Genomic DNA, 18,007 nt, shown 5'->3' with positions numbered 1-18,007 from the left:
CGGCCTGATCAACAAAACAATTGACCAGATGACGAAGGCTGCGACAGCAATCTTCCAGCAGTCGCTACGCTTTTTCAGGCCCGGATATCCAAGCGGCCTGATGATCTGCACCAACATTGCCAAAAGCAAAAAAAGACCTATCGCTTTTGTCATCGCATAAACCTTTTGTCTTTATCCATATCCCGTCACAGGGTGGACATCTTTGACGTGCAGCAGGGAAAGTGCAGTATCTCTTTCACCTACCCTTCATCAAAGACAAACGCGATAACGACGAGCGGAAAAAATGAGAGTGTTGCTATGAGCAGAAATCTTCTACCCGTATTCGCACTTTTATCCAGCACTCTGTTTTTGTTTTTAGGCAATGGTCTTCAAGGTCTTATCCTGCCCCTTCGCGGCGCAGAAGAAGGTTATTCCAACGAAATCCTTGGCTTTCTCGGCACATCCTGGGCTGCAGGTTTTGTGATTGGCTGTTTCATTGCGCCAAATATTGTCCGCAGAGTAGGCCACGTTCGGGCCTTTGATACATTTCTTGCGCTGATATGCCTTACGGTTCTGACCACCGGCCTGATCATTGACGACGTATGGTGGATTGTTCTGCGCGCCATTACCGGTTTCTGCACCGCTGGCACCTCGATGATCATCGAAAGCTGGCTGAATGAACGCGCCACCAATGAAAGCCGTGGCACGATCTTTTCGCTGTATATCGCCATCACCTTGATGGGTGTAGTGGGCGGTCAGTTGCTGGTGCCAATTGGTGATATCAGCAACACCTCGCTGTTCATGATTTGCGGCATTGTCTACTGCATCGCCATTTTGCCCGCGACCTTGTCCAAAGCAGAAAGCCCCAAACCGTTGCAGACGGTACGGTTGGACCTGCCTGCCCTCTATAAAAACTCACCGGTCTCATGCGTTGGCATATTGATGATCGGCATCGCCAACGGTGCCTATGGTACACTGGGCGCTGTCTTTGCCTCCCGTGCGGGATTAGAACCAACCATGATCGCTGTCATGGTCAGCGTCACGATCTTTGCCGGTGCCATTGCCCAGTTTCCGGCAGGACGCCTCTCTGACAGAATTGACCGTCGTTATGTGCTGGCCGGTCTTTCAGCCCTCGCGGCCTTTGCAGGCCTTGCCGTGGCGCTGTTCCAGCCATCCAACGTCTATGTCCTGATCAGCATGATCGCCATCTATGGTGCCGCTGCAAACGCGCTTTACCCAATCGCCGTTGCACACGCCAACGATTACGCGTCGCCTGAAGATTTCGTCAAAGTCTCTGGCGGCCTGCTGCTGCTTTTCGGCATCGGCACGATTATCGGACCAACGATTGGCGGCCCGATCATGACCGCAGTCGGACCCTACGAACTGTTTCTGGTCACAGCAGTCTCTCACCTTCTCATCACCGCCTATGCGATGTTCAGAAGCAAGAAACGTGCAGCGCTGACCACAAAGGAGAAGGACAACTTTTCGACCATGCCAGCCGTTACCTCTGCGCTGGCAACGCCGGAAAGTGCCGTACTTGACCCACGCGCCGCCCAATCTAACGATGACGACGTCGATAAAGGAGCCGGAATATGAGTATGTCGGATGACGATCGCCCCAAGAGGCTTGCAGCCCATGAAATCGGCTGTGACCTCACGCTGCTCTCGGTGGATGAACTCAGCTACCGTGTAAAGTTACTTCAGGAAGAGATTGAACGTCTGGAAGAAGAGAAGAAGAAAAAGTCAGCAGGACGGCTCGCCGCCGAGAACTTCTTCCGTTCATAAATATGGAGAAAAATCCGTAAACGTTGATTTTTGGATCAGTCATTCGTTTACCATTAAGACTTTATAAACCTTTTTGAGAGATAACTATACCTATCCAGAGCTTCTGGATTTCAGGCAGCTTCTCCAACTGGCGAATTGGTCTGATTTTTCTCCCTGTTTTACCTTGAGAGCCGCTTTTGCGGCTCTTTTTTTATGGTCCGCTTTGGCCATCAAAACTGTGGGTATTAACCCTTCTTTAATAATCAACTTGCGCATTTGAGTTATTGGTATCATCCTCAAAAGCAGAAAAAAGGGAACCGTATTAAGATTTACGGATTCTATTACCTGACAAAAGTGATGCGTGAGCAGGGATATTAAGAAATGTCAGAACAGGTTTTGAATACTATCAGCTTTGCGGGGCATGCCGCAGCATCCAACCAGTTCAAGACTCTTTATGCCGAGGGCATGACGCTGGTTGAGGAAACAGCGTCCTATCTCGACGGCGCCGGACGCGCAGCGTCCAAGGTGCTGCCGCGCATGGCCTCCGTGCTCTACGCAGCAGAATCCATGCGCCTGACAACCCGTCTCATGCAGATGGCGTCTTGGCTTCTTCTGCAACGCGCCGTCAACAATGGTGAAATGAGCCGTGACCAGGTTCTGAACGAAAAGAGCAAGGTTCGCCTCGACAGCTTCAACGTTGATCGTAACGCACCAGGCTGGAATGACCTGCCAGAATCATTCCGCGATATCGTGGAACGTTCGCTGCGCCTCCAGAATCGCGTTGCCCTGCTTGATCGCGAAATCTACCGTCCTGCAGAAGCCGCGAAGGTGCCGGACAATGAAAACAGCGTTCAAGCCCAGCTTAACCTGCTGCGTACGGCCTTCGTGAACAACTGATCTGCGTCACACCACATGTCATGAAAAAAGCAGGCGCGTAGCCTGCTTTTTTTGTATTTGACATCAGAGGCAATACCAACACCTGAGACATAGCGTCTCATGCACCCCCCTATTACATCACAAACAAAAAGCCCCCGAACGATGTTCGAGGGCTTTTTGTATTCAAATCCAAACGGATTAGAGGCCGAGGCCACCAAAACGCTTGTTGAACTTGGAAACGCGGCCAGCACGGTCAACGAGCTGCTGGTTACCACCGGTCCATGCTGGATGGGACTTAGGGTCGATTTCGAGGTTCATGACCGCGCCTTCGCTGCCCCAAGTGGAACGTGTTTCGTATTCGGTGCCATCAGTCATGACCACTTTGATCACGTGATAGTCGGGATGGATTTCAGCCTTCATGACAATCTTCCTGCTGTGTGACTGCGGTCCATTTGCCGCAATTGCGTCAACGGAGCCAATTCAATAAATGGAACCGCAGCACATTTATTCCACGGCTTCCCAATTCGATGCCGTGCCTATACATGAAGGTCGTCCAGATAACAAGTGCCTGGCGATCTATCGCTAAGTGGTGAAAGTGCCAAAAAACGACCTGTTTGCAAAAAGCAAACACAGACGGCGGTTGTGAGGCAAAACAGGTAGCAGGAGTGGTTACGTGGAAGCGACGCAGGAACAGAAATCAGCACGGCGCAAGGGTCTGAAACCGCTTGCCAGCCTGCTGCCTTACATGAAGCGTTACCGCGGCATGGTCGCAGCAGCCCTGTTCGCACTTGTTCTTTCAGCGCTGACCACACTGGCCCTGCCACTTGCCGTTCGCCGCATCATGGACCACGGCTTCGAAAATGCCGATGGCGCCATGATCAACAACTATTTTGGCATGCTGTTCGGACTTGCCATCGTTCTCGCTGTCGCCAGTGCCATGCGCTATTATTACGTCTCCGCCATTGGTGAGCGGGTTGTCGCGGATGTCCGCAAGGACGTTTTCAATCATATCACGACACTTTCGCCTGCGTTTTTTGATATCAACCATTCCGGTGAACTGACCTCACGCCTGACTGCCGACACCACGCTGATCAAATCCGCGTTCGGTTCTGCAGCTTCGCAGGCGCTACGCAACACCCTGCTCTGTTTGGGTGGCGTGGCAATGATGGTTTACACCAGCCCCGGCCTGTCCGGTCTGGCGCTTTGTGCCATACCACTTATCGTGTTCCCGCTGATTGCCTTTGGTCGTTCTGTTCGCAAACGCTCGCGCGCCACGCAGGACACACTGGCCGCCTCATCCGCCTTTGCAACGGAAACCATTGGTGCTGCCCGCACCATTCAAGCCTTTAATGCCGAATCGGTTGCAACTTCAAAATACGGCGCAGCCGTCGAAAGCGCCTATCGAGACGCACGCTCTTCGATCAGCGCCCGTTCGGGCCTGACCGGTTTTGCCATTGCCATGGTATTTGGCAGTGTTGTCGCCATTCTCTGGTACGGTGCCCATAGCGTGCTGAACGGCACCATGTCGGCCGGTACCCTTGGCCAATTCGTACTTTATTCTGTCATTGCGGCCAGTGCGCTTGGCCAATTGTCCGAGGTCTGGGGTGAATTGTCGCAAGCCGGTGGTGCCGCAGAGCGCCTGTCCGAACTGATGCAGGAAGTTCCAGCCGTGCGTGCGCCGCAGACGGCAAGCGTCATGCCAACGCCGGCCCGAGGTGACGCCGCATTTGAAAATGTCAGCTTCGGTTATGCCACCAAGGAAATCCTGCGCGACCTGTCTTTCCACGTTGCACCGGGTGAAACGGTTGCCATCGTCGGTCCGTCAGGCGCCGGTAAAAGCACCATCTTCTCGCTGCTCCTGCGTTTCTACGATCCAGCATTCGGCCGCATCGTGATTGACGGGACAGATATTCGCACGACCTCACCCCAGGATCTTCGCTCCCGTATTGCCATCGTGCCGCAGGAAGTGACCATCTTCACCACCTCAATCCACGACAACATTGCTTTTGGTATGCCAACTGCAAGCCGTGAACAGGTGCGTGCAGCAGCCGTCGCCGCACAGGCCGACAATTTCATCAGCAAGCTGGAAAACGGGTATGACACGCAGCTTGGCGAGCGTGGCATTACCCTTTCAGGCGGCCAAAGACAGCGTATAGCGATTGCCCGCGCCATCCTGCGCAACGCCCCGATTTTGCTGCTCGACGAGGCTACGTCGGCGCTGGATGCAGAAAGCGAAACACTCGTGCAGAAAGCCTTGGACGGTTTGATGCAGCAGCGCACGACAATCGTCATCGCGCACCGACTTTCCACCGTCCTGAAAGCAGATCGTATTCTGGTATTGGAGGACGGCAAGCTGGTTGAAGAAGGCACCCACCAGAGCCTGATCAATCACGGCGGGCTTTATGCCAAGCTGGCGCGTCTGCAATTCCAGACCAGCGAAGTGACCCATATCGAGGTGGCAGAGTAATCCTCTGCCACACTCCTCTTTTTATCTCTCTGTCAGTTTCAGTTCGATGCGCCGGTTCTGCGAACGTGCTTCCGGCGTCTCGCCTTCGGCAATCGGCTGATATTCACCGAAGCCCGCCGCAACCAGACGGTTGGCTGGTACACCCTTTGAGATCAGGAATTTGACCACCGAGGTCGCGCGGGCAGACGAAAGCTCCCAGTTATCTGCAAACCGGCCAGTGCCAGCCAGCGGCACATTGTCTGTGTGACCATCGACGCGCAGAACCCAATTGATCTCGGCTGGAATTTCCTTTGCGAGATCGATCAGCGCCATGGCCAGCTTTTCCATTTCAGCCTGTCCTGCCGGATTGAGATCATTGCCCCCGGAAGGAAACAGTACTTCCGACTGGAACACAAAACGGTCGCCGACAATGCGGATATTCTCGCGATCGGACAGAATTTCACGCAAGCGTCCAAAAAAGTCGGAGCGATAGCGGTTAAGCTCCTGCACACGCTGCGCCAGCGCCACATTGAGGCGCCGTCCAAGATCAGCAATCCGCACCTGTGAAGACGCGTCCTTGGCCTCCGATGCCTGAAGCGCTGTCTCAACAGACGCAATCTGAGCTCTCAGCGCTGCGATTTGCTGGTTGAGAAGTTCGATCTGGCTCGCAGCCCGCGCACTGACCTGCTTCTCCGCATCCAATTCACCTGTCAGCGCGCCGATCCGCGAGTTAGCAGCAGAACTGCTGCCCGTACCGGCATCCAGCAAGGCCTGCAACCGGGTTCTCTCCTGCTCGGAAACAGCAAGGGTGGACTGCAGATTGGCCAGCGTGTCTTCAATGTCCTGCTTGTTGCCCTGTTCAAGGGCTAAAAGTTCGGTCAGCTCAGATATCTGGTTGTTGAGACGGGTAAGAACTTCATCCCGGCCAGTGATTTCGCGCGACAGCACAAATTGTGCCAGCACGAAAACGGTAAGCAGGAACATGATGGCCAACAACAGTGTGGACAAGGCATCCACAAAGCCAGGCCAATAGTCCACACCCCGCTCACGGCGACGGTTGCGAGCAAGAGCCATGTTTATTTGCTCCCGCCGTCACTAGGCCTGTCAGCCGCCGCAGAGGCATTGAGATCAGCGTTGACGCGTGCGGTCAGCCGATCCAGCGTTCGCCGCAGCGCCTTGGCCTCATCCTGCTGTGCTTCCATCCAGTCGCGCAGCATTTGCTGTTCGCTCCGCATGGTCTTGACCAGGCCCTGCACACCTTCCGCCAGATTGGACAGCGCAGCCAGCGAGCGTTCGCCGGAAGCATTATCGCCCTGCGATGATTTCGAAAGATACTGCGCAATCTGCAGCAGCTCTTTCTTTATCTGAGCAGGCGACGACGCTGCTTCGGAACCGGTATCCGTTACCGTTGAAAGCCAGTTTTCAAGATCAGTGTAAAAGCGGTTTTGTGCCCTGCCGGCCTGCAGGTCGAGGAAACCGAGAATGAGCGAGCCGGACAGACCTAAAAGCGATGACGAGAACGCCGTGCCCATGCCGGATAGCGGTGCTGTCAAACCTGATTTCAGCGACGACAGAACGTCATTGGCGTCCCCCGCATTCGGGTCCAGCGACTGAATGACGTTACTAATCGATCCAATCGTGCCAATCAGACCCCAGAACGTGCCAAGCAGACCGAGAAACACCAGAAGGCCGATCAGATAACGCGATGTATCACGTGTTTCATCCAGACGGGTAGCAATGGAATCGAGAATGGACCGCTGGATGACGGGCGACAGTGTGATGTCGCCCCTGCGCCCGATCAGCGCGTGCATAGGCGCCAAAAGCTTCGGAATGCGGCCGGCCTTGTCGACGCTGCCCGTCGCCTGAAAGGCGTTGAACCAGCGGACTTCCGGCCGCAGGCTCAAGATCTGCGTAAACACCAGAATGATACCGATCAGCAGCACGCCCAGGATGAAGCCGTTAAGACCCGGATTGGTCATGAACGCCTGATGTGCCTGCCGATAGAGAATGGCAGCCAGGAAACCAACGATGATGAGGAAAATGAACATCGTCCAAAGAAACGGCGTGGGGCTGGATAACCGATACTCAAGGCCGTGCTTAACCGGCCTCTCGACCCCCATATCGAGCATTTCAGTATTCGCCATAATACCCATTCCCTTCGGCTACAGTGTTGGCGAAGCTAGTGGAAAAATGCGACGAATTGAAGTGGAAAGCGGCAATGCTCAAGCCGTCTGAGCGGAATAAAGGCAGCCAAACGAAAATGCCCGCCAGCAGCACTAAGGCCATTGGCGAGCATCTTGCAGTAATCAGACCCTGTAAAGGCTTACTTCGCGGGAACCGGACGGTTGACGACCTCGACAAGTGCCTTGTGGATATATTCGTTACCAGCCACCACGGTGGACGAGGTGAACATGTCCTGTGTGCCCTTCATGTCGCTGACAAAACCGCCAGCTTCACGAATCAGCACGATACCGGCCGCAATATCCCATGGGGAAAGGTTGGCTTCCCAGAAGCCGTCAACGCGACCGGCTGCAACATAGGCCAGGTCAAGCGCTGCAGCGCCCATACGGCGAATGCCGGAGACTTCGCCCATGACGTGACGCAGTTCGACCAGGAACTTGCCATGGTTGCCACGGCCCAGATGCGGCACGCCGCAGGCAATGACGCAATCCGGCAGGGTCTTGCGGGCAGCAACGCGAATACGACGGTCATTAAGGAATGCACCACCGCCACGCTCTGCGGTGAACAGCTCGTCGGTTGCCGGATTGAAAATTACACCGGCAACAATCTCACCGTTGCGCTCCAACGCGATCGATACTGCAAACTGCGGGATACCATGCAGGAAGTTGGTGGTGCCATCCAGCGGATCAACGATCCAGCGGTGCGCGCCATCGGTACCTTTTTCTTCGCCGCCTTCTTCACCCAGAAAGTCATAGGTGGGGCGTGCCTTCAACAGTTCGTCACGAACGATTTTTTCGGCCTTGAGATCGGCCTGCGATACGAAATCGCCTGGGCCTTTAACAGAGACCTGAAGGTTCTGCACTTCGCCGAAATCGCGCGATAGCGATTTACCCGCCTTGAGAGCGGCCTGAACCATGACATTAAGAAGGGCAGAACGGGCCATTACAATTTCCCTGAAAGCCGAGCCGAACCTAGCCACATACAAGGGCCGGAGCAGACGGTTATGAATGCTGATTGAAAGATTTGGGGTTCAAGACCACAAAATGACCGGAAATTCAAGGGTAAAGGCAAGAAAGGGCAATAGTTCAGCTGCGCCGGAACTTGTTTGCCGCATCAATTGCCTGTTTCTGCTGCTCATCGGTGAGGCCAAGATAAAAGTCCTCGAGCGCCAGATCCTTCATTCCGGCACGCCGTGACAGCACATACCACTTCGCCGCTTCAACCGGGTCCGGCCGTGTGCCAAGTGCCTGAATATAAAGGTGCGACAACTTGTTCTGGGCGGCAACATTGCCTTTCAAGGCGGCACGCTGCATCCAGTTATAACCCTCATTGTAGTCACGCGGACCACCAACGCCATTTACCAGCCACACACCCATATCAAGTTGTGCGGTATCAAAGCCGGCCTTTGCGGCACGCAGCATCCAGTCACGCGCTTGCGCCCTCTTTTCTGGGCCTATGTCGCTAACCGAGACGTAAATCTGGGCGACGGCATATTGCGCATCGGCAACGCCCTGCTCAGCGGATTTTTCATAATAGGGCAAAGCCTCCGACAGACCTTTTGCGCCAGGGTTTTCCGAAACAAGGATCTGCGCCCAATTGAACTGCGCCGATGCATTGCCAGCATCCGCTGCCTTTCTCATGAACTCGTCGGCTTTCGCCTTGTCACGGGTAACGTTCCTGCCTTGCATCAACAGCAGCGCATACTGGAACATCGCAGCAGGGTCGCCACCATTGGCCGCCTGACCATACCAGAAGGCTGCGGTCTTCGGGTCACTGGCAATGCCAAGCCCCCGTGACATCATTTCAGCGACCAGTGTTTGTGCCGCAGCATCACCGGCCTGTGCGCGGGTCAGCGCCTTGTCCAGTGCCGTTACATATTCACCGCGCTGGAAAGCGCCGTAAGCTTCGTCAATCTTGCCCTTGAATTCTTTCTCGGGCGGCAGTGGCGGCAGATCAGCCCCCATACGGTCAAAAAGCGTTACGCCCTGCGACGGCTGGATGCCATCACCTTCCGGCGCATCCACCCTGCCCTTGCGGATGACATCGGCGTCCTTTTCCAGCGGACGCGAAACCGCATCCGGCGCGGATTGGGAAAACGCCTCGCCACCGCCGGCTATAAGCAGGGTCGATGCAACTATGCCGGTCAGAAACCGAGATGAAAACTTTCGATACATGCCCCTATCAATCTTCAAACCGTGGCGCTTTTTCGTCAAGCAAGGCATTGATTTCAGCAACCGCCTGAGCAGGTCCTGCGGCGTGCTCAAAAACCGCCCGGCCCATTGCCACAAACTCTGCGCCAGTTTCTGCGACAGCAGCCGCAGACGCCGTATCAGTGCCACCCATGACCATGCATGGAATTTCAATCATGGATGCCCACCATTCTGCAAGCGCCAGATTTTTCGGATGGGCTTCCGGCTTGATATCGCCGTCAAATTTGCCAAAGAAAATATAGTCTGGGCCCGGCTCACCAATTTCCAGCGCCTTGTGGCGGTCGTCCGCGTTGCCACCGCCGACAATCATCTTCGGCGTGAATTTTTCCACAGCTTCAGCGACATCGGCCACCGGCCCATTGATATGCAAACCATCCGCCTTGGCACGGCCAGCAATACGGGTGTCACCGGCGATCAGCGCCGCAGCACCTGCGCCCTGAATGACCGGCACCAATATTTCGGCAAATTTCTGAAACGCGCCCTCAGGCTGCGCATATTGCGGCACGATGACCGAGGCCACGTCACCACCGCGCAGGGCCTCTGTCAGCGCGGTTTTTTGCGCTTCGGCATCAGTATTGTCGTTCAGGATCAGAACGAGGCGGCAGCGGTCGTCATGTACACTCATAAGGTCATCCATTCCGGAAACGTGCAGCCGTTTAAAATCCGCACTCGTTTTTATTTCCTAAATCCGATAAACCGGACAGAAATCAGGATCAACCCACCCTTTTCATCATGCTTGATATGTATTTCTTCGCCGCAGCGATTCCAGCCGTCGCTTTGGTTGGATTATCGAAGGGTGGATTGGGTGGCGCCTTGGCCTTGATGGGCGTGCCGCTTATGGCACTTGTCATGCCACCGGTACAGGCCGCGGCGGTCTTTCTCCCTATTTTGATCGTCATGGATATGGTGGCGCTATGGTCGTGGCGGCACTTCAACCATCGCCAGACACTTCTTCTTCTGCTCCCCGGTGCCATGGTTGGCATCGCAATTGGTTGGGCAACCGCCGCCATCATTCCGCCGGATGCCTTGCGCCTGCTGATTGCCATCATAACCATTCTGTTTGTGCTGCGGTATTTCTATGACAGCTGGAAATCAAAGCCGGGACAAACTACACCACCCAAACCGCAAAACCGCATTCTGGCTTCCATCTTCTCAACCCTGTCGGGATATGCCAGCTTTGTGGCCCATGCTGGCGGCCCGCCATTCCAGATCTATGTGCTGCCCCTGAAACTCGACCCCAAGATCTATACTGGCATGAGTGTGCGGTTCTTCGCGATCATGAATGCTGTCAAACTGATCCCGTATTTTGCACTTGGCGGACTGGACAGCACCAATCTCACCGCCTCAGCCAGCCTTCTACCTGTTGCACTTATTGCAACACTTGCTGGCGCAAGGGTCGTCAAATACCTCAAACCACAGATATTTTATCCGCTGATGTATGGCATGGCGCTCTGCGCCGCCTTAAAGCTTCTATGGGATAGCCTGCCGGTTTAACAACAGCCTGCAGGAGGCTGCGCCCTCAGCTGCGCTGGCCAGCCAACTTTTCCGAGAGGTCCTGAAGTTCTTTTTGCGCTTCGCGATTGGACGGATAGATATCCAGATATCGTTCCCACGCCTTTATCGCCAACTCATCACGGCCTGATGCCTCGAGAATCTCTGCCATGCTGGCCAGAGCCAGAAAATGCCGTGGCTCATCACTCAGAACCCTGTTGATATCCGCCATCGCCTTTTTGGTATCACCATCGGCGAGATGCAGCTGGGCGCGTGCAAAAATCGCCTCAAAATATTCAGGCTCAAGTAGAATGGCCTGATCGAGAAAATCATAGGCGGCAGATTTGCGCTTGTCTTCGACCGCTTCAGCGGCCCACTGCGTGAGAAGATTGACTGTTGGGCTTTCAGAATCAGCCCATTCCCCCACGATCTGCATAGCGATGCTTTTGCCTTTGTCGGCATTACGCTCTTTTTTCAAACCATCAAAAAGCGAATCGACTGTCTGGGAAACACTGTCCTGCTGTGGCGCGACAGTTGCGGGAGCAACGTCCTGCGCAAAGGAAACAGAACCAAGCGCGGTTACAAAAACCGCAGGAAGGACAAATAGGCTGTAAAAATGAAATCGGCGCATTGGGATATGGTAATCCCGTCGCGCCGAATATCAAATCATAATTTATGCAGTATCAACAATGTGAACCGGCCTGTTTGACAAGGACGGATCAACCTCGCAGCAATCAGCCCTGACGAGCCTTGAAGCGTGGGTTCTGCTTGTTGATGATGTATACGCGGCCCTTGCGGCGAACCAGGCGGTTATCGCGGTGACGGGCCTTAAGCGCTTTAAGCGAATTCTTGATCTTCATTTTACTGGTCCGCAGTTCTGCGAGACATTCTGTCTCGCGTGGTATCTAACAATCAAAAACGCGCAACGAGGCGCGCTCTTTTCGGTTGGCAGGCAAATACCCTGTCGCCCCCGCCCTGTCAACACGCAAAGCCGTGTTTCCAGTTCAGGAGCGTTGTTTTACAGCACCTTTCAGTTCCGTAACATGCCCCATCTTGCGGCCTGCACGGGCTTCCGACTTACCATAAAGGTGCAAGACGCAATCACTTTTGCCGAGCCATTGCGGCACGGCATCCACATCATCACCAATCAGATTGGTCATAACGCAGTCGGAATGACGTCGGGAATCAGCAGCAGGCAGCGCGCTTATGGCGCGAATATGCTGCTCAAATTGCGAAACTGCACAGGCAGCTTCTGTCCAGTGGCCGGTATTGTGGACACGTGGCGCAATCTCATTGGCTACGAGAGAGCCGTCAGGCAACACAAAGAACTCGATGCCGATAATGCCGATATAGTCCAGAGCGCCAAGAATTTTGCCTGCAGCATCAACCGCTTGACTGGCAGTCGATTCGGAAATGGAGGCCGGAACGGTCGAGGTGTGCAAGATGCCGTTCAGATGAACATTTTCGGCAGGGTCGTAACAAACCACCGAACCATCCTGGAAACGGGCCGCAATGACGGAAATCTCACGCTCGAAATTCACAAGGCTTTCGAGAATCAGTGCACCCCCACCCAACGCATCAAACGCGCCGTCAGCACTTTCGCCACGGAACAGCTTCTGTCCCTTGCCGTCGTAACCAAACCGGCGGGTCTTCAACACGCCCTTGCCGGAAAATTCGGAAAGCGCCTTCTCCAGATCAGACTGGCTATCGACAGCGCGGAAATCAGCGGTTCTGATTCCACAGCCATTGATGAATGTTTTTTCGACCAGACGATCCTGCGAAACGCTGAGCGCCTTCGGCGGCGGGTAAACTGCAACTGTCCGTGCCAGTTCTTCAGCGGCACCGACCGGCACGTTTTCGAATTCGTAGGTGACGATATCGCAAAGCGAAGCAAGTTCCGCCAGCGCTGCGGCGTTATCATACGCCGCCACGATCTGGCGGTTGCAAACCTGCGCCGCCGGACAATCGGCCTGTGGTTCAAGAACAATGGTTTTGAAGTTCAAACGGGCAGCAGCCATGGCCAGCATACGGCCAAGCTGGCCACCGCCAATAATGCCGATGGTCAAAATATTCATTGAGGATTGTCCATCGGGTACTCAGCAACCGAAGCCGTCTGGCGGGCACGCCATGCATCCAGCCGGTCTGCAAGATCTTCGTCAGACAGCGCCAGAACCGCAGCTGCCAGCAGCGCAGCGTTCACTGCGCCGGCCTTGCCAATGGCCAGTGTGCCGACAGGAATGCCGGCGGGCATCTGAACGATCGAATAAAGACTGTCCTGTCCGGACATGGTTTTGGACTGCACCGGAACGCCAAAAACCGGCAAAGAGGTCATTGCAGCGGCCATGCCCGGCAAATGTGCAGCACCACCGGCACCTGCAATAATTATCTTGAAGCCTTCATCACGTGCGCCTGTTGCAAAACTGAACAACCGTTCAGGCGTGCGATGCGCAGAGATAATTCGCGCCTCATATTCAATATCCAGGGCATCCAGTGTGTCGGCAGCGTTCTTCATGGTCTCCCAATCCGACTGGCTGCCCATGATGATTGCGACTGGTGGCGTTTCTGTCGTCATGCTTACCGGCTCCCTGTCAGGCAATAATGTCGGGAATGATCTGGTCTTCGATCTGACTCATCTGATCCTTAACCACCAGTTTTTTCTTCTTCATCCGCTGAACACGCAAGGCATCGCAATTGGTCTGGATCATCGCATTGATGGCGACGTCGTAATCTTCATGTTCCTGCCGCAATCGCGCCAATGCCAATCTGATATCTGCCTGTGACTGATCGGGCATTTCTGCATCCCCACTCTATGATCCCGGCTTTGCCGGTGTTCTGACATTCGCTGACCTGCCTCTACCACCAAATGCCGGTAACGGGAAGTTATCCATTGCGACCAAATTGCCCAGATGTTGCCCTGATTTCGCCTTCGACAATCCTAACAATCCGTGTCACATTAGTTTCGTAAACCTGAAACTCCAGCAGTGGAGTGCTGGAAGTAGGTCACAAAAGAAGGAAGGACGTGCAGCATGACCATACAGGCTCATATCGCATCGCTCGAAAAGAAACACGGAGCTCTTGAGGACGAGCTCGAAAGTATTCTTGCTTCCCCGTCATCGAATGACCATGAGATTTCGGAACTAAAGCGACGCAAACTTCGCCTGAAGGATGAATTGCAAAAACTCAAAAAAGATACACGTCATTAAAAATATGCTTCCGCGGCGCCAATGAGCGACAGGAAGCTGAAGTGTAAAAAGAACTGGCCGTCTCGCAGGAGACGGCCAGTTTTTTATTGCCCGTTGAAGGACACTTATTCCATGCCAAGGGCAGCCATGTAGGTCTGCAGAATGGATTCTTCTTCCAGACGCTCATTGGCGTCCTTCTTGCGAAGGCGGATAATGGTGCGGATGGCCTTGGTGTCGTAACCGCGGCCCTTGGCTTCGCCCATCACGTCCTTGATGTCGCCCTGGATAGCCGCTTTTTCTTCTTCAAGGCGCTCGATCCGCTCGATGAACTGGCGCAGCTCGGCAGCGGCTACGGTTTCTGTTGTGCTGGTCTCATCCATCGTGAATTCCTTCATCTTGTCTGTTATTGAGCCCGATCGGGCATGTTTCATCCGGCACATGTCAATGGAACGACGTCCAGAACATGGCACCAATTTTTTCCCGCTGTGAACTGCCGACTGGAAACGCCCGCGTCAAGCCTGTTCGACAGCGCGAACCTTCATTCCTTTGGCTTATTTATTTCAAATGCTGATTTTTGCGCATCTGACGCCTCATGCTGGTGCTGGTTTTTCCAGTCCTCGTAAGGCATGCCGTAGACGATTTCCCTGGCTTCGTCCTTGCTGATCTCGACGCCGGCATCTGTTGCGGCATCGCGGTACCAGTTTGAAAGGCAGTTACGGCAGAACCCGGCCAGGTTCATCATATCGATGTTTTGCACATCGGTTCTTTCACGCAAATGTTGAACGAGCCTGCGGAAAGCGGCCGCTTCAAATTCAATCTGCTGTCTGTCGTCCGGTGTGGTCAAAACGTCACTCCCCCTTTTCAGGCATAAGGTCCGGTCCGGGATTGGAATAGCTGGTATTCGTGCAACGCCGGATCGCTGTTCATTGCGGCAAAAATAGGAGCAAGCCTGTCAGACCATGAGGTAATTCCCGCCTCATCCGCGATCAGATCCTGGCGCACCTCCAACAGCGCATGCGCAAGACCCTTGCTCATGCAGTGCTGATACATGCAGTCACCTTTAAGCGCACCATCATAGGGTTCGTTGTCGCCAACCAGAATATCGCCGGGCAAACGCAGCGCGTCCAGAAGCGGGTGAACCGCGCGATAATCTGTGTCCCACAACACCGCAGCATGCCATGGGCGTGGCGTCTGTTTCCAGAACGGCGTGTAGGAATGCAGCGAAAACACCAGCGGCGCCTTGCCAGTCGCCAGTTTTGCCTGACTGAGAACCCTGTCGACAGCGTTATGGTACGGACGGTGGTAGGTCTCGATACGCCGGTTCCACTCTTCATCCGAAATCGGATGGTTACCGGGAATGATGGCGCCATCGGAAATTTTCATGATCAGCGTCGGATCGTCCTCACCACGATTGGGATCAATCAGCAGTCGGGAAAAGCGGCTCATGACCGCAGGCACGCCTAGCTTCTTTGACAGGGACCGGGTCAAGCCCTCAATACCAATGTCAAAAGCAATATGTCGTGAAAATGCACTCTCTGGTAAGCCAAGCTGATTATACTGTAGAGGAACAGTGTTCATGGCATGGTCCGCTATTAGAACCATGCCTTTGTCATAATCACCATCTAGGATTTCAAATGCGGGGAAGTCTTGCATCGTCAATTTCTTGAAAGCATTCGTGGGAGCGCGTTTGATGACATGGCTGGCCCAACAGCGCAAGCCAAACGGGAGTGCCAGCTCTCAACTGCCATCAGAATGCAGACACACACCGAATATAATCGATTAGACTTGCGTTGACATTCGCCGCCCGTCGCGCCAAGAAAGTGTATCATGAATAACTATGGAAACCGGAGGGAAGCCATGCGCAAAACCATCTCCTCTCTCCTTCGAGTACCTGCCCGGCTCAGCGCCGCAACACCTGCCATTGGCGCCCTTCTGGTCGCTCCGTTCCTGTTCGCAGCGCCTGCAAAAGCAGATTTCCGTGTTTGCAACAGCACACAGAACCTCGTTGGCGTGGCTATCGGATATCGCGCCGAAGCGGGTTGGGTCAGTGAAGGATGGTGGCAGGTTCCGGCCTCTACATGCGCCACGTTGATCGAGGGCGAGTTGCAATCACGATATTATTATCTTTATGCGGAAGATGCTGCACGCGGTGGTCGCTGGACTGGCGATGTCAACATGTGCGTGGCTGAAAACGAGTTCAAGATTGCAGGCATCGACGATTGCTACGCTCGCAGTTTCCAGCGCATGGGTTTCAAGGAATATGATACGGGGCGCCAAGGAAGCTGGATGGTCCAGCTTTCGGATACGCCCGGCACACAGGAAAGTCAGCACTGATGAGGCGTAACCGCAAAGTCAAAATTCTTGCAACACTTGGTCCGGCTTCCGGCGAAGAAGCCATGATCGAAAAGCTGCACCTTGCTGGCGCAGACCTCTTCCGCATTAACATGAGCCATGCAAGCCATGAACTCATGCGTACGCTCGTGGCGCGCATTCGCTCGGTCGAAAGCCGTAATGGCCGCCCGATTGGCATTCTCGCCGATTTGCAGGGACCAAAACTGCGCGTTGGCAAATTTGCCGATACCAAGGTTGATCTCGTACCGGGACAGACCTTCACACTGGATAGCAACGAGGAGCCAGGCGACAAGAACCGAGTGTTCCTGCCGCATCCTGAAATCCTCGAAGCCGTGAAGCCAGGCGACCGCCTGCTGATCGATGACGGCAAGCTGCACCTGCGCGCTGAAAAGTGCGATGGCAAGAGCATCGTTGCCACGGTTGTCGCTGGCACCAAGATTTCTGACCGCAAGGGCATCAGCCTTCCCGACACACTGCTCGGCGTTGGCGTGTTGACCGACAAGGACCGTGTGGACCTTGATGCGGTTCTGGCGACCAATGAAATTGACTGGGTTGCCCTGTCCTTCGTGCAGCGCCCGGAAGACCTTGCAGAAGTTCGCAAGATTGCCCGTGGTCGCGTTGGCCTGATGTCGAAGATCGAAAAGCCGCAGGCTATTGAGCGAATCGAAGAAATCATCGAGCTGTCTGACGCTCTGATGGTTGCCCGTGGTGACCTTGGCGTTGAAATGCCACTAGAAACTGTGCCTGGCCTGCAAAAGCAGCTCATTCGCGCATGTCGCCGCGCCGGCAAGCCGGTTGTTGTGGCAACACAGATGCTGGAATCGATGATCACCGCACCGGTCCCGACCCGTGCGGAAGTCTCCGACGTTGCAACAGCCGTGTTCGAAGGCGCAGATGCCATCATGCTTTCGGCCGAATCAGCCTCGGGTGATTATCCTGTTGAAGCGGTTTCGACCATGGCGTCGATTGCCAGCACGGTTGAACTCGATCCGCATTATTCCGGCATCATCTATGCGCAGCGCGCCCAGCCGGAAGCAACCGGTGCCGATGCGATTTCGCTTGCTGCCCGCCAGATCGCTGAAACACTGAAACTGTCGGCTATCGTTACCTACACGTCCTCAGGCACGACCGGCTTGCGTGCGGCCCGTGAACGTCCACAGGTTCCGATCATCGCCCTGTCTCCGGTCATTCAGACGGCGCGCCGTCTGTCGGTTGTCTGGGGTCTGCACTGCGTGGTCACTGGCGACGCAGACAATCTGGATGACATGGTCAACCGCGCCTGCCGGATCGTTGTGTCGGAAGGCTTCGGTAATCCGGGCGACCGTATTATCATCTCCGCAGGTGTACCGCTTGGCACGCCTGGCGCAACCAACATGGTCCGTATCGCCTACATCGGCTCCGACGGCCAGAGCGGCGTCTAACACAACAGTTGCGGCATACTCCTGATCTATCGAGCATGCCGCCTGTTTTAAAAAGCCCAATCAACCAGACAACAAAAAAGCCCGCTGACACGATCAGCGGGCTTTT

The 18,007-nt window shown here is 54.7% G+C and carries 22 protein-coding genes; 8 read left to right on the top strand and 14 right to left on the bottom strand.

All coding sequences use genetic code 11. From position 1 onward, the window contains the following. The first annotated feature begins 297 nt into the window (after positions 1-297). From IB237_RS08000 to IB237_RS07990, 3 genes are all read left to right on the top strand, one after another. Positions 298-1,575, top strand: coding sequence for an MFS transporter (locus tag IB237_RS08000; protein ID WP_192488123.1), 1,278 nt, complete (start codon positions 298-300; stop codon positions 1,573-1,575). Further along, positions 1,572-1,763, top strand: a complete 192-nt coding sequence (locus IB237_RS07995; protein WP_192488122.1) for a DUF1192 domain-containing protein — start codon at positions 1,572-1,574, stop codon at positions 1,761-1,763. The genes IB237_RS08000 and IB237_RS07995 overlap by 4 nt, the downstream gene beginning before the upstream one ends. A 360-nt stretch (positions 1,764-2,123) precedes the next feature. Further along, complete coding sequence (locus IB237_RS07990) at positions 2,124-2,639, top strand: DUF1465 family protein (protein ID WP_192488121.1); 516 nt, start codon at positions 2,124-2,126, stop codon at positions 2,637-2,639. A 177-nt stretch (positions 2,640-2,816) separates the two neighbouring features. Here the strand turns inward: IB237_RS07990 and rpmE are convergent, their stop codons facing one another. Next, positions 2,817-3,038, bottom strand: a complete 222-nt coding sequence (gene rpmE, locus IB237_RS07985) for a 50S ribosomal protein L31 (RefSeq protein ID WP_192488120.1) — start codon at positions 3,036-3,038, stop codon at positions 2,817-2,819. 253 nt (positions 3,039-3,291) lie between these two features. Between rpmE and IB237_RS07980 the strand changes: the two genes are divergently transcribed. Continuing rightward, entirely contained in the window at positions 3,292-5,085 is a 1,794-nt protein-coding gene (locus IB237_RS07980; protein ID WP_371815267.1) for an ABC transporter transmembrane domain-containing protein, read from the top strand. A 21-nt stretch (positions 5,086-5,106) separates the two neighbouring features. Here IB237_RS07980 and IB237_RS07975 read toward each other — a convergent pair whose 3' ends face one another. The 5 genes from IB237_RS07975 to IB237_RS07955 all read right to left on the bottom strand — a co-directional run bounded on the left by IB237_RS07975 (position 5,107) and on the right by IB237_RS07955 (position 10,080). Next, the gene (locus tag IB237_RS07975) at positions 5,107-6,138 is read right to left on the bottom strand and encodes a peptidoglycan -binding protein (RefSeq protein ID WP_192488119.1); all 1,032 of its coding nucleotides are present in this window, start codon (positions 6,136-6,138) and stop codon (positions 5,107-5,109) included. A gap of 2 nt (positions 6,139-6,140) precedes the next feature. Then, positions 6,141-7,208 (bottom strand): flagellar motor protein MotA, encoded by a 1,068-nt coding sequence (locus IB237_RS07970; protein WP_192488118.1) that lies wholly within the window; start codon positions 7,206-7,208, stop codon positions 6,141-6,143. Between the two features lie 179 nt (positions 7,209-7,387). Continuing rightward, positions 7,388-8,188, bottom strand: coding sequence for an inositol monophosphatase family protein (locus tag IB237_RS07965; RefSeq protein ID WP_192488117.1), 801 nt, complete (start codon positions 8,186-8,188; stop codon positions 7,388-7,390). Between the two features lie 142 nt (positions 8,189-8,330). Continuing rightward, complete coding sequence (locus tag IB237_RS07960) at positions 8,331-9,419, bottom strand: tetratricopeptide repeat protein (protein WP_246787750.1); 1,089 nt, start codon at positions 9,417-9,419, stop codon at positions 8,331-8,333. A 7-nt stretch (positions 9,420-9,426) separates the two neighbouring features. Then, positions 9,427-10,080, bottom strand: a complete 654-nt coding sequence (locus tag IB237_RS07955; protein ID WP_192488115.1) for a thiamine phosphate synthase — start codon at positions 10,078-10,080, stop codon at positions 9,427-9,429. Positions 10,081-10,187: 107 nt separating this feature from the next. Between IB237_RS07955 and IB237_RS07950 the strand changes: the two genes are divergently transcribed. Then, entirely contained in the window at positions 10,188-10,949 is a 762-nt protein-coding gene (locus IB237_RS07950; RefSeq protein ID WP_210323864.1) for a sulfite exporter TauE/SafE family protein, read from the top strand. A gap of 25 nt (positions 10,950-10,974) precedes the next feature. On the opposite strand, the gene IB237_RS07945 is transcribed toward IB237_RS07950, so the two are convergent. From IB237_RS07945 to IB237_RS07925, 5 genes are all read right to left on the bottom strand, one after another. Next, the gene (locus IB237_RS07945) at positions 10,975-11,577 is read right to left on the bottom strand and encodes a tetratricopeptide repeat protein (protein ID WP_192488114.1); all 603 of its coding nucleotides are present in this window, start codon (positions 11,575-11,577) and stop codon (positions 10,975-10,977) included. Between the two features lie 103 nt (positions 11,578-11,680). Continuing rightward, entirely contained in the window at positions 11,681-11,806 is a 126-nt protein-coding gene (gene ykgO, locus IB237_RS07940) for a type B 50S ribosomal protein L36 (RefSeq protein ID WP_003497670.1), read from the bottom strand. 144 nt (positions 11,807-11,950) lie between these two features. Beyond that, positions 11,951-13,021: a 5-(carboxyamino)imidazole ribonucleotide synthase gene (locus tag IB237_RS07935; RefSeq protein ID WP_192488113.1), complete on the bottom strand. Its 1,071-nt coding sequence runs from the start codon at positions 13,019-13,021 to the stop codon at positions 11,951-11,953. Further along, entirely contained in the window at positions 13,018-13,518 is a 501-nt protein-coding gene (purE, locus tag IB237_RS07930) for a 5-(carboxyamino)imidazole ribonucleotide mutase (protein ID WP_192488112.1), read from the bottom strand. Before purE ends, IB237_RS07935 begins: the two co-directional genes overlap by 4 nt. A gap of 16 nt (positions 13,519-13,534) precedes the next feature. Next, positions 13,535-13,738 carry a YdcH family protein gene (locus IB237_RS07925; protein ID WP_192488111.1) on the bottom strand — a complete coding sequence of 68 codons (204 nt, stop codon included), beginning with the start codon at positions 13,736-13,738 and terminating at the stop codon, positions 13,535-13,537. Between the two features lie 234 nt (positions 13,739-13,972). On the opposite strand from IB237_RS07925, the gene IB237_RS07920 reads away from it, so the two are divergent. Continuing rightward, positions 13,973-14,149: a YdcH family protein gene (locus IB237_RS07920; protein ID WP_192488110.1), complete on the top strand. Its 177-nt coding sequence runs from the start codon at positions 13,973-13,975 to the stop codon at positions 14,147-14,149. Between the two features lie 104 nt (positions 14,150-14,253). On the opposite strand, the gene IB237_RS07915 is transcribed toward IB237_RS07920, so the two are convergent. From IB237_RS07915 to IB237_RS07905, 3 genes are all read right to left on the bottom strand, one after another. After that, on the bottom strand, positions 14,254-14,508 hold the full coding sequence (locus IB237_RS07915; RefSeq protein ID WP_192488109.1) for a DUF2312 domain-containing protein: 255 nt from the start codon (positions 14,506-14,508) through the stop codon (positions 14,254-14,256). 158 nt (positions 14,509-14,666) lie between these two features. Beyond that, positions 14,667-14,972: a DUF1244 domain-containing protein gene (locus IB237_RS07910; protein WP_192488108.1), complete on the bottom strand. Its 306-nt coding sequence runs from the start codon at positions 14,970-14,972 to the stop codon at positions 14,667-14,669. A 17-nt stretch (positions 14,973-14,989) separates the two neighbouring features. Further along, complete coding sequence (locus IB237_RS07905; protein ID WP_192488107.1) at positions 14,990-15,781, bottom strand: N-formylglutamate amidohydrolase; 792 nt, start codon at positions 15,779-15,781, stop codon at positions 14,990-14,992. A 204-nt stretch (positions 15,782-15,985) separates the two neighbouring features. On the opposite strand from IB237_RS07905, the gene IB237_RS07900 reads away from it, so the two are divergent. Together IB237_RS07900 and pyk are read left to right on the top strand one after the other, a co-directional pair. Beyond that, a complete protein-coding gene (locus IB237_RS07900) occupies positions 15,986-16,462 on the top strand; it encodes a DUF1036 domain-containing protein (RefSeq protein ID WP_246787748.1) in 477 nt (158 codons plus the stop codon). Then, a complete protein-coding gene (gene pyk, locus IB237_RS07895; protein WP_192488106.1) occupies positions 16,462-17,901 on the top strand; it encodes a pyruvate kinase in 1,440 nt (479 codons plus the stop codon). Before IB237_RS07900 ends, pyk begins: the two co-directional genes overlap by 1 nt. Positions 17,902-18,007 lie beyond the last annotated feature (106 nt).

Source organism: Agrobacterium sp. AGB01, assembly GCF_014851585.1.
In the GTDB taxonomy this organism is placed as follows: domain Bacteria; phylum Pseudomonadota; class Alphaproteobacteria; order Rhizobiales; family Rhizobiaceae; genus Agrobacterium.
The sequence above is the reverse complement of the archived record's forward strand: the minus strand, read 5'-3'. Positions and strand labels throughout refer to the sequence as shown.

Coding starts and splice junctions, on each gene's coding strand:
- IB237_RS08000 (WP_192488123.1), top strand. CDS start 298: ATGAGCAGAAATCTTCTACCCGTATTCGCACTTTTATCCAGCACTCTG.
- IB237_RS07995 (WP_192488122.1), top strand. CDS start 1,572: ATGAGTATGTCGGATGACGATCGCCCCAAGAGGCTTGCAGCCCATGAA.
- IB237_RS07990 (WP_192488121.1), top strand. CDS start 2,124: ATGTCAGAACAGGTTTTGAATACTATCAGCTTTGCGGGGCATGCCGCA.
- rpmE (WP_192488120.1), bottom strand. CDS start 3,038: ATGAAGGCTGAAATCCATCCCGACTATCACGTGATCAAAGTGGTCATG.
- IB237_RS07975 (WP_192488119.1), bottom strand. CDS start 6,138: ATGGCTCTTGCTCGCAACCGTCGCCGTGAGCGGGGTGTGGACTATTGG.
- IB237_RS07970 (WP_192488118.1), bottom strand. CDS start 7,208: ATGGCGAATACTGAAATGCTCGATATGGGGGTCGAGAGGCCGGTTAAG.
- IB237_RS07965 (WP_192488117.1), bottom strand. CDS start 8,188: ATGGCCCGTTCTGCCCTTCTTAATGTCATGGTTCAGGCCGCTCTCAAG.
- IB237_RS07960 (WP_246787750.1), bottom strand. CDS start 9,419: ATGTATCGAAAGTTTTCATCTCGGTTTCTGACCGGCATAGTTGCATCG.
- IB237_RS07955 (WP_192488115.1), bottom strand. CDS start 10,080: ATGAGTGTACATGACGACCGCTGCCGCCTCGTTCTGATCCTGAACGAC.
- IB237_RS07950 (WP_210323864.1), top strand. CDS start 10,188: ATGCTTGATATGTATTTCTTCGCCGCAGCGATTCCAGCCGTCGCTTTG.
- IB237_RS07945 (WP_192488114.1), bottom strand. CDS start 11,577: ATGCGCCGATTTCATTTTTACAGCCTATTTGTCCTTCCTGCGGTTTTT.
- ykgO (WP_003497670.1), bottom strand. CDS start 11,806: ATGAAGATCAAGAATTCGCTTAAAGCGCTTAAGGCCCGTCACCGCGAT.
- IB237_RS07935 (WP_192488113.1), bottom strand. CDS start 13,021: ATGAATATTTTGACCATCGGCATTATTGGCGGTGGCCAGCTTGGCCGT.
- purE (WP_192488112.1), bottom strand. CDS start 13,518: ATGACGACAGAAACGCCACCAGTCGCAATCATCATGGGCAGCCAGTCG.
- IB237_RS07925 (WP_192488111.1), bottom strand. CDS start 13,738: ATGCCCGATCAGTCACAGGCAGATATCAGATTGGCATTGGCGCGATTG.
- IB237_RS07920 (WP_192488110.1), top strand. CDS start 13,973: ATGACCATACAGGCTCATATCGCATCGCTCGAAAAGAAACACGGAGCT.
- IB237_RS07915 (WP_192488109.1), bottom strand. CDS start 14,508: ATGGATGAGACCAGCACAACAGAAACCGTAGCCGCTGCCGAGCTGCGC.
- IB237_RS07905 (WP_192488107.1), bottom strand. CDS start 15,781: ATGCAAGACTTCCCCGCATTTGAAATCCTAGATGGTGATTATGACAAA.
- IB237_RS07900 (WP_246787748.1), top strand. CDS start 15,986: ATGCGCAAAACCATCTCCTCTCTCCTTCGAGTACCTGCCCGGCTCAGC.
- pyk (WP_192488106.1), top strand. CDS start 16,462: ATGAGGCGTAACCGCAAAGTCAAAATTCTTGCAACACTTGGTCCGGCT.